18 protein-coding genes are annotated in these 20,035 nt (G+C 41.4%); 5 read left to right on the top strand and 13 right to left on the bottom strand.

All coding sequences use genetic code 11. The features are described from left to right. Positions 1-12 precede the first annotated feature (12 nt). The 4 genes from prc to BM739_RS00690 all read right to left on the bottom strand — a co-directional run bounded on the left by prc (position 13) and on the right by BM739_RS00690 (position 3,822). Positions 13-2,127, bottom strand: a complete 2,115-nt coding sequence (gene prc / locus BM739_RS00705) for a carboxy terminal-processing peptidase (protein WP_076536293.1) — start codon at positions 2,125-2,127, stop codon at positions 13-15. Positions 2,128-2,149: 22 nt separating this feature from the next. After that, a complete protein-coding gene (gene proQ / locus BM739_RS00700; RefSeq protein WP_076536291.1) occupies positions 2,150-2,779 on the bottom strand; it encodes an RNA chaperone ProQ in 630 nt (209 codons plus the stop codon). Positions 2,780-3,045: 266 nt separating this feature from the next. Further along, complete coding sequence (locus tag BM739_RS00695) at positions 3,046-3,504, bottom strand: GAF domain-containing protein (RefSeq protein WP_076536289.1); 459 nt, start codon at positions 3,502-3,504, stop codon at positions 3,046-3,048. A gap of 24 nt (positions 3,505-3,528) precedes the next feature. Continuing rightward, complete coding sequence (locus tag BM739_RS00690) at positions 3,529-3,822, bottom strand: YebG family protein (protein WP_076536287.1); 294 nt, start codon at positions 3,820-3,822, stop codon at positions 3,529-3,531. 206 nt (positions 3,823-4,028) lie between these two features. On the opposite strand from BM739_RS00690, the gene BM739_RS00685 reads away from it, so the two are divergent. Genes BM739_RS00685 through BM739_RS00675 form a run of 3 tightly spaced genes read left to right on the top strand, consistent with a single transcriptional unit; the run spans position 4,029 to position 7,906 of the window. After that, positions 4,029-4,658 (top strand): paraquat-inducible protein A, encoded by a 630-nt coding sequence (locus BM739_RS00685; RefSeq protein WP_076536750.1) that lies wholly within the window; start codon positions 4,029-4,031, stop codon positions 4,656-4,658. Then, a complete protein-coding gene (locus BM739_RS00680; protein WP_076536285.1) occupies positions 4,648-5,280 on the top strand; it encodes a paraquat-inducible protein A in 633 nt (210 codons plus the stop codon). Before BM739_RS00685 ends, BM739_RS00680 begins: the two co-directional genes overlap by 11 nt. After that, the gene (locus BM739_RS00675) at positions 5,267-7,906 is read left to right on the top strand and encodes an MlaD family protein (RefSeq protein ID WP_076536283.1); all 2,640 of its coding nucleotides are present in this window, start codon (positions 5,267-5,269) and stop codon (positions 7,904-7,906) included. The genes BM739_RS00680 and BM739_RS00675 overlap by 14 nt, the downstream gene beginning before the upstream one ends. Positions 7,907-7,984: 78 nt before the next feature. Here BM739_RS00675 and BM739_RS00670 read toward each other — a convergent pair whose 3' ends face one another. Then, positions 7,985-9,211 carry a nucleoside recognition domain-containing protein gene (locus tag BM739_RS00670; RefSeq protein ID WP_076536281.1) on the bottom strand — a complete coding sequence of 409 codons (1,227 nt, stop codon included), beginning with the start codon at positions 9,209-9,211 and terminating at the stop codon, positions 7,985-7,987. A gap of 154 nt (positions 9,212-9,365) precedes the next feature. On the opposite strand from BM739_RS00670, the gene rsmF reads away from it, so the two are divergent. Next, positions 9,366-10,796, top strand: coding sequence for a 16S rRNA (cytosine(1407)-C(5))-methyltransferase RsmF (gene rsmF / locus BM739_RS00665; RefSeq protein WP_076536279.1), 1,431 nt, complete (start codon positions 9,366-9,368; stop codon positions 10,794-10,796). 300 nt (positions 10,797-11,096) lie between these two features. On the opposite strand, the gene BM739_RS00660 is transcribed toward rsmF, so the two are convergent. From BM739_RS00660 to apbC, 8 genes are all read right to left on the bottom strand, one after another. Further along, a complete protein-coding gene (locus BM739_RS00660; protein ID WP_076536277.1) occupies positions 11,097-11,885 on the bottom strand; it encodes a TatD family hydrolase in 789 nt (262 codons plus the stop codon). Between the two features lie 199 nt (positions 11,886-12,084). Further along, complete coding sequence (locus BM739_RS00655; RefSeq protein ID WP_076536275.1) at positions 12,085-12,411, bottom strand: PilZ domain-containing protein; 327 nt, start codon at positions 12,409-12,411, stop codon at positions 12,085-12,087. A 9-nt stretch (positions 12,412-12,420) separates the two neighbouring features. Then, the gene (gene holB / locus BM739_RS00650; protein ID WP_076536273.1) at positions 12,421-13,383 is read right to left on the bottom strand and encodes a DNA polymerase III subunit delta'; all 963 of its coding nucleotides are present in this window, start codon (positions 13,381-13,383) and stop codon (positions 12,421-12,423) included. 42 nt (positions 13,384-13,425) lie between these two features. Further along, entirely contained in the window at positions 13,426-14,055 is a 630-nt protein-coding gene (tmk, locus tag BM739_RS00645) for a dTMP kinase (protein ID WP_076536271.1), read from the bottom strand. After that, positions 14,052-15,062 carry an endolytic transglycosylase MltG gene (gene mltG / locus BM739_RS00640; RefSeq protein WP_076536269.1) on the bottom strand — a complete coding sequence of 337 codons (1,011 nt, stop codon included), beginning with the start codon at positions 15,060-15,062 and terminating at the stop codon, positions 14,052-14,054. The genes tmk and mltG overlap by 4 nt, the downstream gene beginning before the upstream one ends. 1 nt (position 15,063) lies before the next feature. Beyond that, a complete protein-coding gene (gene pabC / locus BM739_RS00635; protein ID WP_076536267.1) occupies positions 15,064-15,879 on the bottom strand; it encodes an aminodeoxychorismate lyase in 816 nt (271 codons plus the stop codon). A gap of 164 nt (positions 15,880-16,043) precedes the next feature. Next, positions 16,044-16,682: a uridine kinase gene (udk, locus tag BM739_RS00630; protein WP_076536265.1), complete on the bottom strand. Its 639-nt coding sequence runs from the start codon at positions 16,680-16,682 to the stop codon at positions 16,044-16,046. Between the two features lie 11 nt (positions 16,683-16,693). Beyond that, a complete protein-coding gene (gene apbC / locus BM739_RS00625; protein ID WP_076536263.1) occupies positions 16,694-17,809 on the bottom strand; it encodes an iron-sulfur cluster carrier protein ApbC in 1,116 nt (371 codons plus the stop codon). 155 nt (positions 17,810-17,964) lie between these two features. Between apbC and metG the strand changes: the two genes are divergently transcribed. Beyond that, a complete protein-coding gene (gene metG / locus BM739_RS00620; protein WP_076536261.1) occupies positions 17,965-20,013 on the top strand; it encodes a methionine--tRNA ligase in 2,049 nt (682 codons plus the stop codon). Positions 20,014-20,035: the final 22 nt, after the last annotated feature.

Raw genomic sequence — 20,035 nt, 5'->3', positions numbered from 1 at the left:
ACGAAATAAAGTTTACTTCACTGCGAGTTTCTTTGCATCAACCATATCTAAGGTGATTAATGCTGTTTCGTCTAAGAAAGCATCTGGCACAACTAACTCATCTTCTGTTTCTTCGTCAGCCTCATTGGCTTGTGCCACTTCAGTTGCCTCAGTGCTAGTATCTGCACTGTCTTCGATTTCTTCATCGTCATCTAAAGAGGCTAACGGCTCTAAACCATTTTTAACACGACGTTCATTGGTTCTATCAAGTAAACGTTTATCATCATCTTCACGTGAAGCGATTCGCTCACTTTCAACTAATGAAATGGTTTTATCATCGTGGTGCTTCTTAAACTCTGCGATATCTTCAAAGATATAGCCAAACTCAACATCTGCTTTAATACGCTGCTGATGCTTTTCGTCAAGCTTAGTCACTAACTCTGGTTTGATATTACCTAGAGTGCCGTATTGCGCGACAGGAACCTTGTCCCATGGCAGTGCATTCTTCTCTTCAGATTCACCGTATTCACCCGGCTCTAATGCACTTGGGAACATAATATCGGGTGTAACACCTTTAAGCTGGGTACTGCCACCATTAATGCGATAGAACTTAGCAATGGTGTATTGCACGTGACCAATCGGTTTTTCGTACATGTCATAAATTCTGCCAAGGCTCTTGTGCTGCTGCACTGTGCCTTTACCAAAACTGGCTTCACCAACAATTAACGCTCTATCGTAATCTTGTAATGCCGCAGCAAAAATTTCAGACGCTGATGCACTATAACGATCAACCATGACAGTTAACGGGCCATCATATGCACTCTTACCATCATTATCACGGTTTTGAGTAACTCGGCCGTTGGCATCACGAATCTGAACCACAGGGCCCATATCAATAAACAAACCGGTTAATAATGTGGCTTCTGTTAAGGCTCCGCCGCCATTGCGACGTAAATCAATGATAACGCCTTCAACGTTTTGCTCTTTTAATTTAACCAATTCTTTTTCTACATCAACTGACAAGTTCATGTAAAAACCAGGAATTTGAATCACACCGACTTTACGGTTGGCGTAGTCGCCTTCTGTTGGCTCAATCACTTTTGATGTTGCTGCGCGATCTTCTAAACGAATTTTGTCGCGAATGATGGTCACTTCAAATGCTTTTGCATTGGCGCCACCTTTTTTCGGTAGAATTTGTAAGTTAACTTCACTGCCTTTTGGCCCTTTAATTAACTCTACAACATCGTCTAATCGCCAACCGATAACATCAACAATCTCACCGTCTTTTTGGCCTACGCCAATAATTTTATCTTCAGGTGATAATTTTTCACTGGTAGCAGCGGGGCCACCAGCAACTAAACTTTTAATGACAGTGTAGTCATCATCCATTTGCAGTACAGCGCCAATGCCTTCAAGGCTTAGGTTCATTTCCATTTGGAAACGTTCTGCATTACGAGGAGACAAGTAACTGGTATGAGGCTCTACCGTGCGAGCAAAGGCATTCATCACACCTTGGAATACATCTTCGCTTTGTGTTTGACTTAAACGCTTGATGGCATTGTTATAACGCTTGCCTAATACTTCGACGGTTTCTTTCCAATCTTTACCGGCAAGTTTTAGATTCAGTGCGTCATATTTAACGCGTTGACGCCATAGCTCATTGAGCTCAGCTTCATCTTTTGGCCAAGCAGCTTCTTCACGGTCAAACTCGTAAGCATCGCCGGCTTCGGTAAAGTCGAATTCTTTATCAAGTAAAGTAAGCGCATAAGCAAAACGTTCATAACGACGTTTTTGCACTAGGGAGTACATATCAAAGGCGGGTTCGATATTGCCAGATTTGACCATATCGTCAAACAAATGCTGATACTGTTTAAAAGTATCAACATCAGCTTGAGTTAGAACATTGCGACGAAAATCAAGTTGTTGCAAATATCTTTCGTAAATCAACTCAGAAAAAGCATCATCAAGGTCAAAGCGATGATAGTGAGAACGAGTAAATAAATTCGTTACCCGCTTACTCGCAACCTTGTGTTGAGGCTCTTGCTCAAGTTTAGGTAACTCGTTGATTTGAATCGTTGGTGTTATTGCCCAAGCCGAAAAACCGACAAATAAAGTGGCAATCGACGCAGCCAAAGTGAGTTTTCGCATCAACAAGTTACTCCTTAAATGATCACGATAATAAAATATGCTCTGCACGAACTTTTACGATTAATCCAGTATCTAGCTGTACATGGATATCTTCTTTCTTGATGTCAGTGATAACACCAGGTACAGGGTTTTGCCCTAACTTGACACTAACACGTTGTTTTTGCTTAAGCTCGTCAAATTTAGCAGCAACATAATTAATTTTAGGTGCGGCAGGTTTTGCAGGCTTAGCTGGACGGTCTTTTTTAACCGGCGCTTTAGCAGCAGGTTTTCTTGCTGGCTTTTTAGGCGCCGCTTTTGCCGCAATAGCTTGACGCTTAGCTTTGGCTTTTTCTTGACCTTCTTTCAACGTTTGTTGAGCGTGGTCAATATGTTCTTGCTCTAATTCGCCACAATCTTGGCCGTCAAGATCGATACGTTGAACACCCGCTTTAACGCCTTTCAAGTAGCGCCAGCTGCTTGTATAACGTCTAAGTGCTACACGTAATTGTGTTTTACTTACTTTAGAATCATCAGCCAACCTTGCAGCTAAATCTTGAAACAACCCAATTTTTAATGGCTTAGTTTCACCTTCTGCAATAAAGCATAAAGGAAATGTTTCATATAAATACGCTAAAACTGCGTTGGTGTCGGTCAACTTGTCTGTTGATTCCATTTTTACTTCCACGTTATAAAAGGGACTGAGTCTCAGCTTTCTTTGCGAGTACAGTCGTTTATCTTTCGTTAAACAGATCTTGCTTAACGTTCAAATTAGCACTTCTTAATCGATTGCTAAAGCAATTGAAACATGCCTTAACAAATTAACTCACTTAGCTGTAATTTTACAGTAAATAAATTTTATCCATAGCAATGCGCGCTGTTCGGTATTATAAAGCTCATGGCAGCGATTGCGACCCGCAATTTGCTATATTTGGTCGCTAATTAAGCAAATAGGCAAGATTCAAAGCTTTTTACCAGCATTTCTAAGCCTTTTTTGTCGTCTGTATCAAAACGATTCAATGATGGGCTATCAATATCTAATACTGCAACTACGTCATTGCCTTGGCGAACAGGGACTACAATTTCAGAATTACTGGCTGCATCACAAGCAATATGTCCTGCAAATTGATGCACATCTGCCACTAATTGTGTTTCATCATTTGCCGCTGCTGTGCCGCATACCCCTTTACCGATCACAATACGTGTACAAGCAACTTTTCCTTGAAACGGACCAAGAACCAGTTGTTCTTCACGCTTAATATAGAAGCCAACCCAATTTATATCATCTAAGTTGTCATTTAATAACGCTGAAAAGTTTGCCATTCCTGCAATAAGGTCGTCTTCACCGGCCATTAACGCCAGTACTTGGCGGTTTAATGTGTCATAAAACTCAGCTTTCATTGTCCATCCTAAATGAGGTTTTTATTATTCTGCAGCCGCTTTTTTAGTGGCTTTTTTGGTTGTTGTTTTGGGCGTAGCCGCTTTAGGCTTAACGATCCCTTTTAATAAATTTGCAAGTTCATCCTTGTTAGATGCAAGATAAAAAGCAAGTTTTTCGACACTATTTTCCTCTATTTCCAGCTCGGCGCCAGTAATAAAAGGCACTAAGTTATCCGCAATGTCGAGCATTTTGTCGTAGGCGTCAGCTTCTTTCTTAGATGTAAAAGTCATCTTCTCAACCCCTTCTCTTACCACGACAAACTTTGTTATTACAGCCATGATTAACCTCTCACTGTTTTTATATACAGTGCATAGAGTGTCATAGAACTAACTTCTGATGCAAGTATTCTGATTATTCTGGTATTATTAGGTTTTATTGTAACTTGATAAATAATATTTCCACTGTGTTTTTAATCAAAACAAAGCGTTTTTTATTATTTTATTGCTCGTTAATATTTCACTACATGGACGGTTTGCCTTTATCTATGCCGAAAAGTCTTGACCCGAACACCATTATATTGTGCCGCTCCTGTGACTTAGCCGTTCAAAAGCGCGCCTTACCGTCTAATGTTCGCGCATTATGCCCTCGCTGTCATACGGCACTTTACGACGTTCCTTACTGCTCAATCAATGGCATGCTTGCCTTGTGTATCGCGGCATTATTATTTTATATTCCGGCTAACTTTTTACCCATCATAGAAATCAACTTTTTAGGCAGTGTGCGAACAACAACAGTTTTTGAAACGGCTGTGGCGGTGTGGCAGCAGGGTTATTGGATAGTTGGCGTTGCTGTGATGGCGGCAGCGGTCATTGCCCCGGGATTATTAATTTTATCGATTTTATTGCAAGTCAGCATTGTTAAACTTAAATTGCACTCCTGTTTTTGGCAAAAGACATATCGCTCACTGCTTAAAAACCATGCCACTTTATCGCAACTGACCATGCTTGAAATTTACGTTATTTCATTTTTGGTGGCTGCGTTTAACTTGTCTGACTTCTCAGATATTTATTTAGGTATGGGAACCTTCTGTTTTTGTATGTTATTTTTGGTCATCTTGTTTTTACAACGAGAATATAATTTAGAGCATATGTGGGGGATGGCCGATGAGCGTTAACACTGCAGCTCAGCAAGGAAAACAAATCGGTTTTTGTTTATGTACGGTTTGCCGAAAAATTAACACTATTAATAGTCGCAATTGTCGTCGCTGTGATTCTAAAATTCAACCCCGTAATCTTGCCAGTTTACAGCAAAGTTGGGCCTTGTTGATCACCGCAGCCATTTTGCTGATCCCAGCCAATATTTACCCTATTACAATGCTCACCAATCAGGGCAAAGTCACCTATGACACCATATTTACCGGTATTGTGCATTTGGTTCACTCTGACATGATCCCCATTGCTATTATTGTCTTTACTGCCAGCATACTTGTGCCTTGGCTTAAAATTGTTGGCTTAGCGATTTATTTAACCGCTATTAGTTTTCACTTGCCGGTTTCAAAAAAGAAACTCATGGTAGGTTTTCATATTATTGAATGGATTGGCAGATGGTCGATGCTGGATTTATTCGTTATTGCGTTAACTGTCGCCGTCGTTAATATGGGGCAATTGCTTGATGCTAAACCCGCACCTGCAGCAACCGCATTTGCTTTAGTTATTTTACTGACTCAGTTAGCTGCAAAGGTATTAGATACTCGTTTACTTTGGGATCGCTTGGAAAAAAACAATGACACAAATTGAATCACCAAAAGTTGTTAAAAAGAAATTATTCTCGCCGATTTGGTTATTACCGATTGTTGCCTTGGCTCTTGGCGCTTGGCTTGGTGTAAAAAGCATCAAAGAATCAGGTATCGAGATTATTGTGCACTTCCCTAATGCCGTTGGTATCGATATCGGTAAAACCTTAGTCAAATACCAAGGTTTGACCGTTGGTAAGGTAACGGATATCAGTATCGACAATGAATTGTCTGGCGTTAATGTCAAAATTATTATGGATTATCGCTCTGATCCGTTTCTCAATAAAAACTCCAAGTTCTGGTTGGTCACGCCTAAAGCCAGTATCACCGGTATTGAAGGTTTAGACACCTTGTTTTCAGGTAATTATATTGCCGTTCAACCCGGTGATGGCAGCTCAGCCACGGAATTTATCGCCTTAAAAGATGCGCCGACTATGCTTCCCGATACCGATGGGGTTCTAATTACGCTGACCACCTCAAAGTTAGGCTCACTGGATATCGGCTCAATGGTGTTTTACCGTCAAATACCTGTCGGAAAAGTCGTAAACTATCGCTTAATCGACAGCGACACCATCAATATCAGCACGTTTATCGAGCAACAGTATGCCCATTTAGTGACACAAGACTCCCAGTTCTGGAACGTGTCGGGCCTAAAAATCGATGCGTCTATGTCGGGCATTAAAGTCAATACTGAAAGCTTGGCATCGCTGCTGGCTGGCGGGATAAGTTTTAATTCAGTCGCTAATTCTGCCGCGGTGCAAAATGGTGACAACTTTGTGCTTTACCCTGATGAAGAAAGTGCTGTAAAAGGCATCGAATTCACTCTGATAGCCGATAATGCTGATGAGATTAATCAAGGTTCAGCGTTAGTGTATCGCGGCATTGATGTGGGTAAAATTCATCAAACCCAACTAACTAAAAACGGCGTGAAGTTTTTAGCTAAGTTTGATAGTCAATACCAACACTTATTAAACGCAGATACCCAATTTTGGATTGCCGGTGCTGATATTTCTTTAGAGGGCGTCAAGCACGCTGCAAGGTTGATCACAGGTAGTGTGGTCAATGTGCTACCTGGTGTAAGTGACAACGCGTTGCCACCAGAGTATCAATTACAATCGCAAGCACCAGACCTTATGCAAGCAAGCCAGTTAAGCATCAAATTAACCTCAGATGAACACAGCGGTTTAAGCGCTGGGGCTGAGGTGCGTTACAAGCAAATGGCTATTGGTGAGATTACCCAAGTAAAATTATCTGATGACTTTAGCCGTGTCGAATACTCAGTGGACATTCAGCCTGAATATTCATCATTACTCACTGTGGACAGTTATTTTGTGTCTGAGTCCGCGCTTGCCATAGATGCCTCCTTAGATGGCGTAAAGGTCAAAACCCGAGATATTAATACCCTGCTTGCTGGCGCGGTTTCTTTAGTGCCAGGTAAAGCTAAGGCTGTAGTTAAACCCCAAACAAAATTTTCGTTATATCAATCTGCAGATCAAGCCTTAACGGCATTAAATAAATCATCAATGAGCACCTTAGCGCTAGACAGTATTGATGGCGCAGGTTTAGCCCATGGCTCACCGGTTTATTACAAAAAAATGCGTATTGGCTCTGTGTCAGAAGTAAATTGGAGCAGTCAAACTGATAAGTTTTCAATCAAGGTAGCCATTCAAAAAAGGTTTACTAACTTGGTTCGAAGTAACAGCGTATTTTGGCGAAACGATGCCGCCAGTATCAATGCCAGTTTATCTGGCATTGATGTTGATATCGCTCCATTAGAAGGCGCCTTAAAAGGCAGTATTAGCCTAGGTTTGTTGCCAGAAAACCAACAAGGCAATCAAACTCGTTTATATGATTCAAAAGAGCTGGCCCTAAAACAGGCCAAAGCCATCACACTATCACTACCAGCTGATGCCAAAGTTGCTGCAAAAGCAGCGATTCGATATCAAGGCCATCAAGTGGGTGTGATTCAACAAGTTAAACTCAATCAAGATTTAGCCAACTTAACCGTGAGTGCTTATCTTTATGGTGAATACGCCCAACATTTCACCAAAGAAGACAGTGAATTTTTTGTCGTCGATGCACAAATTTCGTTAGTGGGTATTAAAGCGCCAGAAACCTTGATAACAGGCCCTTACATTGGCGTGCTACCTGGCAAGTCAGAACGCCAAGCAACACAGTTTGATGGTCACTTAGCTGCACGTTACGATGCGGATATCGATGAAGATGCATTAAAAGTGACCCTTGTTGATAGTCAGTTGGGTTCGATAAAAATTGGCACCCCTATTTTCTTTAGAGGCATTGCTATTGGGCAAGTGGATGGATACTCATTATCTTATAATGGCAACCAAGTATTAATGTATTCACACATTGAAAAGCAATATGCCCACTTAGTGAATCAAACCAGTCAGTTCTGGGATGCATCTGGGATTAAACTTGAGGTAGGTATTTTCTCTGGCGCCCAAATTGAAACCGGCTCTCTTGAAACGCTGCTTTCAGGTGGTATTTCAGTCGTAACTGAAGAAGTAACGGATGAATCGAATCAATTAGCTCTGGGTGAAAGATTTACCTTACATAACAAAATGAAAGCTGAATGGCGTAAGTGGAAACCTGAACAACTGAAGCCTTTATAATCTTGCTGCTCATAAATAACATCCAATAAAAAATCGGCATTTGCCGATTTTTTATTGCTCGTTTTACCGCAATTGCGCTTAGCCATAAAACCAATAACAAACGGCGATTGCAGCCATTATGCCGCCGACGTCTGCCGCTAAACCACAGCCCAGTGCATGGCGGCTATTTCGAATACCGACAGAGCCAAAGTACACAGCAAGTACATAAAAGGTGGTTTCTGTGCTGCCTTGAAAAATCGCCGATAAACGACCCGCAAAAGAGTCAACCCCATGATGCTCCATCGTTTCTAACATCATCGCCCTTGCACCAGAACCACTAAATGGTTTCATTAACGCCGTAGGCATGGCATCGACAAAACGGCTGTCAAACCCCAACAAACTCACTAGGCCTGCTAAGCCTTGTAGGGCAAAATCAAGGGCGCCCGATGAACGCAATAAACCAATGGCGAGTAACATTGCCAACAAATATGGAATTAACATTATTGCTTGGGAAAAACCGCTTTTTGCCCCTTCGACAAACTCATCATAAATGGCGACTTTGCGGTAACCTGCAATCAGGATAAAACTCATAATTAAGGCTAATAATATGCCATTACCTAATAACGTCGATAAAGTACCAATGGCTTCAGCAGATAGGGTTAATAAATAAAACACACCCGCAATTAATATACTAAACAGAGTTGCGCCATAAGCCAGCACCACACTATTGATTAAAGAAATACGCTGAACAATTGCCACAACAGATAAACCCACTAAGGTTGATGCCACTGTGGCTAATAGAATAGGTAAAAACACATCTGCAGGATTAACAGCGCCTTGCTGGGCTCGATACAAAAATACCGTCACTGGCACTAAAGTGACTGAGGAGGTATTGAGTACTAAAAACAAGATCTGTGCGTTAGTCGCCACGTCTTTATTTGGATTTAGGCTTTGTAAGTCTTGCATCGCTTTAAGACCAAGCGGCGTGGCAGCATTGTCTAGGCCTAACATGTTTGCGGTGAGATTCATGGTGATACTGCCGTAAGCTTTATGCCCCCTTGGCACCTCTGGCATTAACTTTGATAATAACGGCTCAAACAATTTAGCAAATACCGCGACCACACCGGCTTTCTCACCCACTTGCATCAGCCCCATCCACAGCGCTAACACACCAATTAAGCCAATGGATATTTCAGCAGCTAACTTGGCGCTACTAAAAATAGCGTTAACCGACTCCCCTAATACCTCAACATGGCCATTAAACAATTGCACGATTATGGCGATTGCTGCCGTTAAGAAAAAAAACAACCAAACTCTATTTAGCACTGAATACTCCGTTATTTTACACAGCTGTTGTTTTCAACATCACCGGTTAGCAAATGTGTTGGTTGCGCTTTCTTTAACAGGGTGAGCGACACCGTGGAAATGCATGATATAATCTACCGTATTATTACACAGTTGTTTTATCGATATTTTTACTATGGCTCAAATAAATCCGCAATACTTAACCCATATTGCTACAGAACTCCCCGCACACCTTAATATGGACGACTTTATTGCTGCCTGTAATCGTCCTTTACGTAAATCAATCAGAGTAAATACGTTAAAGATTTCCGTGGCGCAGTTTACCCAAATAATGACTGATAATGGCTGGCAGTTTGAAGCTATCCCTTGGTGCGCTGAAGGTTTTTGGATTTCAGTCAGCGATGATGTGCAAATTGGTAATATGATTGAGCATATTCAAGGCTTATTTTATATCCAAGAAGCCAGTTCGATGTTGCCGCCTGTTGCACTGCTACAAAATGATAACCAAAGTAAACTGATCCTCGATGTCGCCTCAGCGCCTGGCTCAAAAACGACTCAGTTAGCCGCCTTAATGGATAATCAAGGCTTATTAATTGCTAATGAGTACTCTGCCAGTCGCGTTAAAATTTTGCACGCCAACGTGCTTAGAATGGGCGTAAAGCAATGTGCTCTAACCCATTTTGATGGCAAAGTCTTTGGTGAGTATTTATTTGAAAAGTTTGATGCTGTGTTGCTCGATGCACCATGCGGTGGCGAAGGTACGGTTAGAAAAGACGTTAATGCGCTTAAAAACTGGCAATTAGATGATGTTGTTGATATTGCTGAGACTCAAAAACAGCTGATCCAATCCGCCTTTTTAGCCTTAAAGCCCGGTGGCACATTGGTTTATTCCACTTGCACCTTAAGTCAGATTGAAAATCAGCAAATTTGTCATTTTTTAAAACAAACCTATCCCGGTGCTGTTGAATTTATTCCGCTAACTGATTTATTCTCTGGCGCAGAACAAGCCTGTACCGAAGAAGGCTTTTTACACGTTTGGCCGCAAATTTATGATAGCGAAGGATTCTTCATCGCTAAAATCCGTAAAACCGCATCGGTTGAACGAATTAAAAAGCAACCTAAGCCTCAGCGTAACTTCCCGTTTTCTGTTGCAAGTGCCAAACAAGTATCCGCCATTGAACAATACTTTAGCGCCACCTTTAATCTCACGTTACCAACAGATCATACGGTAATGATCCGTGATGATGAGTATTGGTTATTTCCTGCTGAATTTAACGATTTCACCGGTTTAATGCGTTATCAACGCATTGGAGTCAAATTGGCCGATGTAATGAAAAAAGGCTTTAAGGTAAAACATGAAGCCATTATCGGCCTTAGCCGCTATATCAACTCAGACGATAAAATTATCGAACTTGATGCTCAACAAGCGAAAGACTTTTTAATGGGCCGTGATATCGCCACCGATAGCTTTAGCGATTTAGACTTAACCCCAAAGGGCGAAATGATTGTCACTCACCATAGCAGTCCATTAGGGGTGGTAAAACATTTAGGCCATCGATTGAAAAATAATTTACCCAGAGAATTGGTAAAAGATAAAATAGAGTAGATACACTTTATTGCCGACAATTCAGCGACTTTTATCGTTTACCAATAATCAGTCGACGCTAGTTGTTAAGCTATTGCAGCATATACACACCGGCTAATTGCGCAATTTTCAGGCAGAGTCTGATTTACCTGTCTATACTGAGAAGTAAGATTTTTAGTGAAATTGGTTTTCGACAGTAGCGCAAGGCTCTTTTCTAAAAGAGCCGTTCCCCTAGACCCAGAACAACTGGATAGTTTTGGGTCTCTTTTTGCCTTAAATTCAGCCTAAAATTAATGCTAACATTTAACACAAAAGCGTAAATTAACGCTTGGCTAATATTGCTGCCTCTTTGAACAAGTTAAAAAAGTTCTCCGAGGTATATTCGGCTAAATCGGTATACTTTTCACCGCGTAACTCAGCAACAAACTCTGCAACATCACGCACAAAAGCAGGTTGATTCTCTTGCCCTCTATGTGGCACTGGCGCCAAATATGGTGAGTCAGTTTCAACCAGTAATCTGTCTTTAGGCACTTTACGGATCACGCTGCGAAGCTCTCCGGCATTTTTAAAGGTGACAATACCTGACACTGAGATATAAAAACCTAAATCAATTGCCGCTTTGGCCATTTCCCAGTTTTCAGTAAAACAATGCAATACCCCACCCACTTTGTCGGCATGACCGGCTTTTAGCATGTTAATGGTATCTTCACGGGCATCACGAGTGTGAACAATCAGCGGCTTATTCACCTCTACGGCTAAGGAAATTTGTTGTTCAAAGCATTGTTGCTGCAATATTTTCGTTTCAGGGGCATAAAAATAATCAAGGCCGGTTTCACCAATTGCCACGACTTTTTTATCTGTGGCAAATTGCTTAATTTCACTGACATGGAGACCGTCTTGAACGTCAAGCGGATGCACCCCTGAAGATAAGAATATATTATCAAAGTCGGCCATTTTATCGCGCATGGCTTCAAAACCTTGCTGGCGAACATTAACACAAAGAAGATATTCAACGCCGCGAGATTTTGCAGCATCAACGATAGTGTGCAAACTAGCTTGATCTGGCGCGGCTTTTAAGCGGTCTAGATGACAGTGAGAGTCGATTAACATGATGATTCTTTAAAGGCTTAAACAAGCCAGCAAGAATACCTAGGGGAGGATTATCTTTCAAGCTGATTTTCATCTCAGCGGTTACCACAGTTTAATCAAAGGTTAGATTTGGTTGTGACATTTTTTGTTTAGCTTAATTGTATTAGCCAAATCAAACCTATGATGGAGGATGAATCTTTACAGTACCCTTGTTTAACCGTTACATGGTACAAGTCATATCACTTGAAGATAACTGAGTTGAAAGCAGCTTTTCAATATGATGTTTATGACTTTCAGGGTCGGTTTTTATTTTTACGCCAATACCTGCAGGTCGGCCACCTGATGCACCCAGTGGGTTAATCCACACCACCACACCTTGAAAATCAGCCATTTGTGAAGTACCAGGCAACTTATAAGCTATGGATAACTCCTGACCCAGAAAGTGGCTTTCTGTGGTCGAAATAAACAAACCCGCAGGTTTAATGAATGGCATATATGCTCTGTACAATTGGTGCAGAGTATCAAAATTTACAACAAGATCGGTCATAGTGTAATTCTATTGTCTGTGATGAATAAGTTGTCTAAATTCAAGAATGTAATCTTGACATAATGCAGGCGCGTTTATACTCGCCATCGTCGCTAATTTTTGGCACATTTGCGCGACTTTCGATGAGAAACCAATGATGTTACTCGCAGCTAATGCGTCGAGCTCCTTACTTTTTAACACATATTGCCTTAAGTACAAATATAAAACATTAAGTGCATCAATAATTTGTTGCTCTGACAACTTGATTAAACTGCCTGTCAAATGTCCAGATTTAATACTGTTTGCCCAATCGACTCGATATTGCAGTAGTTGTTGGTAATGTTGATTACCTAGGCTTTCAGCTAATTTTAACGGCCCACCAATCATACTTAAACACCAAGTCACATCATGGGCTTTCTCGCCATAAGGAGGTTGTGGTAATAATTGATGGGAAGACAGCCAAGCTAATACTTGGCGTCTATCGGGGGCATTAAAGGCCACATTCTGGCAGCGACTTTTTATGGTTGCTAACAATCTTGAAGGCACGTCTGTTTGTAAAATAATTAAAATATTATTACCCGGCTCTTCTAAGGTTTTTAATAGCGCATTGGCTGATGCTAGATTAAATTGCTCGCAGTTTTGAATAATGGCGACACGTTGACCGCCTTGCTGGGCTGTGACCGTTAATTTTTGACATAAATCGCGAATTTGATCGACCTTAATTTGATTGCCATCGGCTTTAATCACATGACAATCAGGATGTGTTCCCGCGTTAAATAACAGACAGCTTTTACATTGACCGCATGCGCCCACAGGGGTTAAGTGTTGGCACATAGCAGCATGGGCCATTTCATGAGCAAATAAATGCCCTCCTAGACCGGTATCTATGGTTAACAGTTGTGCGTGGGCACTATGCCCATTAGCTAACTCATTTAAGAATCGCTGAAACGGTTCATCTAACCAGGGCAACTGATTTAATCCAAAAGCTTGCATCAATGACTCACTTTACGCTGTTATTAATCAAGGTCATTAGCATTACACAAGATTGGCAGCTAATGCGACTCGGATCTGTTCATGGACTTGTTCAATGGGTTTACTGGCATCGATAACTAAAATTGAGCTATCTTCAGCAGCAAACGCTAAAAAGGTTTCTCGAGCGCGGATAAAGAAATCCAATTCTTGTTGCTCGATGCGATCTAACGCACCACGTTTGGCTGCGCGGGCTAAGCCTAATTGCGGTTCGATATCTAAATACAGGGTTAAATCCGGTTTAAAGCCCTGTAAACAAGCATCACTAATGGATTTTACTAATGGCATTAATCCTCTACCGCCGCCTTGGTAAGCTAACGACGAGAGGTTATGTCTATCGCCTAAGACCCAAGTTCCGTTGGCTAAAGCGGGCTTAATGACATTGGAAATTAACTGAGTACGGGCAGCGTAAAACAGCAAACATTCAGCCTCATCACACAATGGATCGCTATCATCAGCAATTTTGACTAAATCTCTAATTTTTTCTGCTAATGGCGTACCACCTGGCTCACGAGTACATATTGGCGCTTGATGACAATGATCTGTAATAATTTGTTTTACTAATTCAACTGCGCTGGATTTACCTGCACCTTCTAATCCTTCAATTGTAATGAATTTAGCGTTGTTTTTACTCATTTTCTATTTCTCTGATATTCGTTAACTGCACGGTTATGTTGTGCAAGTGTCTTTGAAAAAACATGGCTGCCATCATTTCTTGAGACAAAATATAAATAATCGACTTCGGCAGGTTTGGCGGCGGCAAACAAAGCGGCTTTACTTGGGGCTGCTATCGGTGTTGGCGGTAAACCATTTATGCGATATGTATTAAATGCCGTGTGCTCACGTAAATCACTGCGAGTGATATTACCTTGGTAACGATCGCCCATGCCATAAATCACGGTAGGATCTGTTTGTAGGCGCATGCCTAATTTTAAGCGATTATTAAATACTGCTGCGACCCAATCGCGCTCTTCTGGCTTGCCCGTTTCTTTTTCGATGATTGAGGCAATGATCAATAACTCATAGGGTGTTTTTAGTTTAAGATCTTTATCTCGCTGTTGCCACGCTGCCTCTAAAGTGGTTTGCATTAACGCATAACTGCGTTGCAGCACCGACTCTAGATTATCGCCTGCATGATATTGATAAGTCTCAGGAAAAAACTTACCTTCAGGTAAATTTGAATCGTCACCATTTTTCAATAACACTCGATTGAACACTTGCTCATCAAAAGTTAGGTGCGGCGATGTGGCCAACACTTGTTGCCATTCCTTAATGGTCTTGCCTTCGATTAACGTTACTGAAAAGCTGATTTGGTCACCCGAATTAATCTTATTCAGTAAAGATCCCAAGCTGTCACCCGGCTCAATTTGATATAAGCCTGTTTTGATATGAGCATATTCAGGTTTAAGCTTAACCAGATATTTTAATTTCCAGCTATCAGTTAGCCATTGTTTATGCTCTAAATCTTTAGCAAGCTTTGTGACATTCATGCCCTGTGAAATAGTTAACTCAACAGGCGCATCCACGGTGAGAGTCTGATTGGGATAAGCGATGATCTGTTGATATCCCCAGTAACCGACAATGCAAGCCACTGTGGTTAGGGTCATCAAAAATGCGAGTAAAACGGTCAGTATTTTTTTCATATTAGAGTGATAATTGTAACTGTTTAATTAAGTTATGGCTCATAGGCCAGCTGGAATATTGGTTATCATCAAGATTATTAATATTAATAATGCCCAACAGGCTGTTGCTGATAAAAACATGATCTGCTTGCTTAAGCCTAGATAAGCTGATTGGTTCAGCGTAAACGTTAATGTTGTTTTGTAATAACGCGATAATAAGTTGTTGTCGCATCACCCCTGATACACCGCTGTGGCTAATTGCTGGGGTATAAACATTTTGGCCTTCAACAATAAAGACATTGGCCATTGATGATTCAACTACATTGCCATCGGTGTCAAGTACCAACCAATCATCACAACCTTGGGGTAATGAGTCTTGCTTAATCAGCACTTGCTCAAGCCGATTAAGGTGCTTCATTCCTGCCAGTAATGGTTGGCGCGCTAACGTAACCGCCGCCAAAGATAAACTGATCCCCTGCTGCTGCCATTGCTGATAGTGAGCGGGGATCTCATGTAAGGAAATGACGCTTGTTTGCTCCACGATGTCAGGGGCTGTGTAACCTCGCCCACCTACGCCGCGGCTAATAAGTATTTTGATACAGCCTTGGTTTATAATCTGGCCGTGCTGCTCAAGCTGATTTATTAACTCAAGTTGATTTTGTAATGCAAAGCCCAAACGCAAACACGCTTGCTGCAATCGCTCAATATGTTCATCAATGAATAACACCTTGCCCTGCAACACACGCATGGTGGCAAATGCACCATCACCGTAGGCTAAACCTCTATCCAGTGGGTTAATTTGCTGTTGTGGTAATCCATTAACAAATACTGATGCCATTCTCGTTCCTGAGTGTTATCTGACTGCCAGCTTGATATTAGCATGTCGATTCAAGCGGTTTTACACAAAAGAATGGCCCCATTTGTAGGAGCCGTTCTGTGTCATCATTTTATCTTAATACAATTTTAATCCGCAAAACACGGCTACATTAAGCGTGCTAATAATTAGCGTGCTAATAAATGCTGTATTCTTGCTTTAAGGATATCGGTTGCAATACGGTTTTTACCGCCACGAGGCACGATAATGTCAGCATGTTGCTTAGATGGCTCAATAAATTGTAAAAACATCGGCCTAACGGTCGCTTTATACTGAGAAATCACAGATTCCATGGTACGGCCGCGCTCAGCAACATCACGTGATAGACGACGTAAGAAACAGATATCTAACGGCGTATCCATAAATACACTGGCATCCATTAATTCACGCAGTTTAGGATCCGTTAATAATAAGATACCTTCTAAGATAATCACCTTTTTAGGTTGCATATCTAAGGTCTTGCCAATACGAGTATGTTCCTTATAGCTGTAGCAAGGAATATCAACCGACTCGCCTCGTTTTAGCTGTTTTAGATGCTCAGCTAACAACTGATGATCTAACGCTTTAGGGTGGTCATAATTGGTTTTAACACGATCATCCATTGATAAATGGCTTTGGTCGCGATAATAGGCATCTTCATTGATTACGCCAATTTGGTCGGTACCTAAATCACGCTTTAACTCTTCAAAAATAGTTTGAGCAATTAAACTTTTACCTGATGCTGACGCACCCGCGATACCGATAATGACACATTGCGGAGAATTCATTATTTAAAACCTTACTCGTCGTCTGAAATACTAATTGATACTGTCTTTTTACTTTGTTGCTTGGCTAGTTGAGCCCCAACTTTACGAGCGATCTCACGATAAATCCCAGCTACGTCTGAATCAGGCTGACTCACAACTGCAGGGTTACCTTCATCCATTGATTCACGAATGTTGATATTAAGCGGCAACGCGCCTAATAACGGTACTTCATAACGCTCGGCAATTTTACTGCCACCATGAGTACCAAATGGGTGTTCTTTATGGCCACATTCAGGACATAAATGAAAACTCATGTTCTCAATAATCCCTAACACTGGGATGTCCACTTTTTGGAACATGGTAATGCCTTTTTTCGCATCTTCAAGGGCAATATCTTGCGGTGTAGTCACCACAACGGTGCCACTCACAGGAAACTTTTGCGAAAGGGTTAATTGGATATCACCGGTTCCAGGTGGTAAATCGATAACCAAATAATCAAGTTCTGGCCACTGGGTTTCAGTTAATAACTGATTTAAAGCACCAGCCGCCATTGGACCACGCCATACTGCAGCTTCGCCATCACCCAACATAAAGCCGATTGATTGGGCAGTAATGCCATGGGCACTGGCTGCAGTCATCATTTTCCCGTCTGGTGAAGTCGGTTTAAAACCTTGTAAACCTAACATCATAGGAATAGAAGGTCCGTAAATGTCAGCATCTAAGATGCCCACTTCAGCGCCTTCTGCTTTTAAAGCTAATGCAAGGTTAACTGCCGTGGTTGATTTACCCACGCCGCCTTTACCTGACGCCACAGCAATGACTTGCTTAATATTGGGCAATGGCGCTACAGAGCTAACCGCAGAAAAGACTCTTGGCTGAAAATCAATTTCGCACTCTACTTCATCAATAGCATCAAGTACGGCTAATTTTTTAGTCACATCCATGACAGTATCGCGATATTGCGTCATACATGGGTATGGATAAACTAACCCAAGAGATAAACGTTTGCCTTCAATTGAAAGCTTAGTGACACAACCTGCAGATACTAGCCCTTCGGCTAAATATGGATCTTGATATGCATCTAAAATACTCAACACAGGACCTAATAGGTCAGCACTTAATTGATAATCTGTATGCGAAGTAGACAAAAGCAGAACTCCCAGCGATAAATTTGTTCAAGTGTACCAGAATTCAAGAAAAATGAGCGCAAATTTAGCCCATTTTGTTGTTGTTTGATGAAATAATCACTTTGATCGGTTAGTATCATCAACATATATTTGGTGTAATCGATTGTTGAGACAAAATGACAAATTCACAACGTAAAATTCTGGTGACAAGTGCCCTCCCATATGCAAATGGTCCTATCCATTTAGGTCATATGCTTGAGTATATTCAAACTGATATTTGGTCTCGTTACCAAAAACTTCGTGGACATGAATGTCACTATATTTGTGCAGATGATGCCCATGGCACCCCAATCATGCTGAAAGCCCAACAACTGGGTATTACACCAGAAGAAATGATTGCTCAAGTTCAAAAAGAACATGAACAAGATTTCGCTGATTTCAATATCAACTTTGATAACTTCCATAGCACGCACTGTGAAGAAAACCGTGAGCTTGCCAGCGATATTTATCTGAAGTTGCGTGATGGTGGCTACATTAAAACCAAAACCATTTCTCAATTATTCGATCCTGAAAAAGAAATGTTTTTACCAGACCGCTTTGTCAAAGGCACTTGCCCGAAATGTAAGAGCGAAGATCAATATGGTGATAACTGCGATAACTGTGGTGCGACTTATAGCACCACAGATTTAATCAATCCTTACTCGGTCGTGTCAGGTGCTACGCCAGTAATGAAGGACAGTGAACACTTCTTCTTCGACTTACCTGCATTTGAAACCATGTTAGGTGAATGGCTGGCATCAGGTTCACTACAACCTGAAATTGCCAACAAGCTAAGAGAATGGTTCGAACAAGGCCTGCAGCAATGGGATATTTCCCGTGATGCGCCTTATTTTGGTTTTGAGATACCTGAGCAACCAGGTAAGTTTTTCTACGTATGGTTAGACGCACCTATCGGTTACATGGGCTCGTTTAAAAACTTATGTGATAAACGTGGCGACCTTGATTTCGATGAATTTTGGAAAAAAGATTCTACAACAGAGCTTTATCACTTCATTGGTAAAGATATTGTCAACTTCCACGGCTTATTCTGGCCTGCAGTACTAGATGGCGCAGGTATTCGTAAACCTACCGCTGTTTATGCACATGGTTATGTCACGGTAAATGGCGCCAAAATGTCTAAGTCAAAAGGCACGTTTATTAAAGCGCGTACTTATTTAGATAATTTAGATCCTGAGTATCTTCGCTATTACTACGCGGCGAAATTAAACAGCCGTGTTGATGACTTAGATTTAAATCTGGAAGACTTCGCACAGCGAGTGAACTCTGATCTAGTTGGTAAATTAGTGAACTTAGCCTCACGTACCGCTGGTTTTATCAGTAAACGTTTTGACGGTAAGTTGGCTAAAATCAACGATATGACTTTGACTGAGGCCTTTTTAGCTAAACAAGATGTCATTGCTGATTTATATGAGACCCGTGAGTTTGGTAAAGCTATGCGCGAAATTATGGCCTTAGCAGACATGGCAAATGCCTATGTTGCTGATGCCGCGCCTTGGCAGTTAATCAAACAAGAAGACAAGCAAGACGAAGCCCATCAAGTGTGTAGTAACGCACTTAACCTGTTCCGCATCTTAGTTACTTACCTTAAACCGGTACTACCTAAGCTGGCTGACAATGTTGAAGCTTTCTTACAGACGCCATTAACATGGGATAATTTAGCTGTAGATCTAGCAGGCCATGAAATTGCTAAGTTTAAAGCATTAATGCAGCGCATTGAGATGAAAAGCATTGAAGCTATCATTGAGGCATCAACTGAAAACTTACAAGTAACCGCAACTAAAGTGGCTGATGCTGCCCCAGAAGCGGCTCAAACTGAGCTTGAGAAAGAGCCCCTAAGCCCAGAAATTACTTTTGATGATTTTGCCAAAGTTGATTTGCGTATCGCGCTTATTTCAAAAGCTGAGCATATTGAAAAAGCCAACAAACTACTTCGTTTAGAATTAGATTTAGGCGGCGAAACTAAACAAGTATTTGCTGGCATTAAATCTGCTTACGCACCTGAAGATTTAATTGGCAAGCATACTGTTATGGTCGCCAATCTTGCGCCACGCAAAATGAAATTTGGTGACTCTGAAGGTATGGTACTGGCAGCAGGCCCTGGCGGAAAAGACATCTGGATTTTAGAGCCTCATGCAGGCGCGAAACCTGGCATGCGAGTGATGTAATTAGCCACAAAGCTTAAATAGT

This window comes from Shewanella sp. UCD-KL21 (assembly GCF_001957135.1).
GTDB lineage: Bacteria > Pseudomonadota > Gammaproteobacteria > Enterobacterales > Shewanellaceae > Shewanella.
Note: the sequence above shows the minus strand (reverse complement) of the source record. Positions and strands in the feature narration are given on the sequence as shown.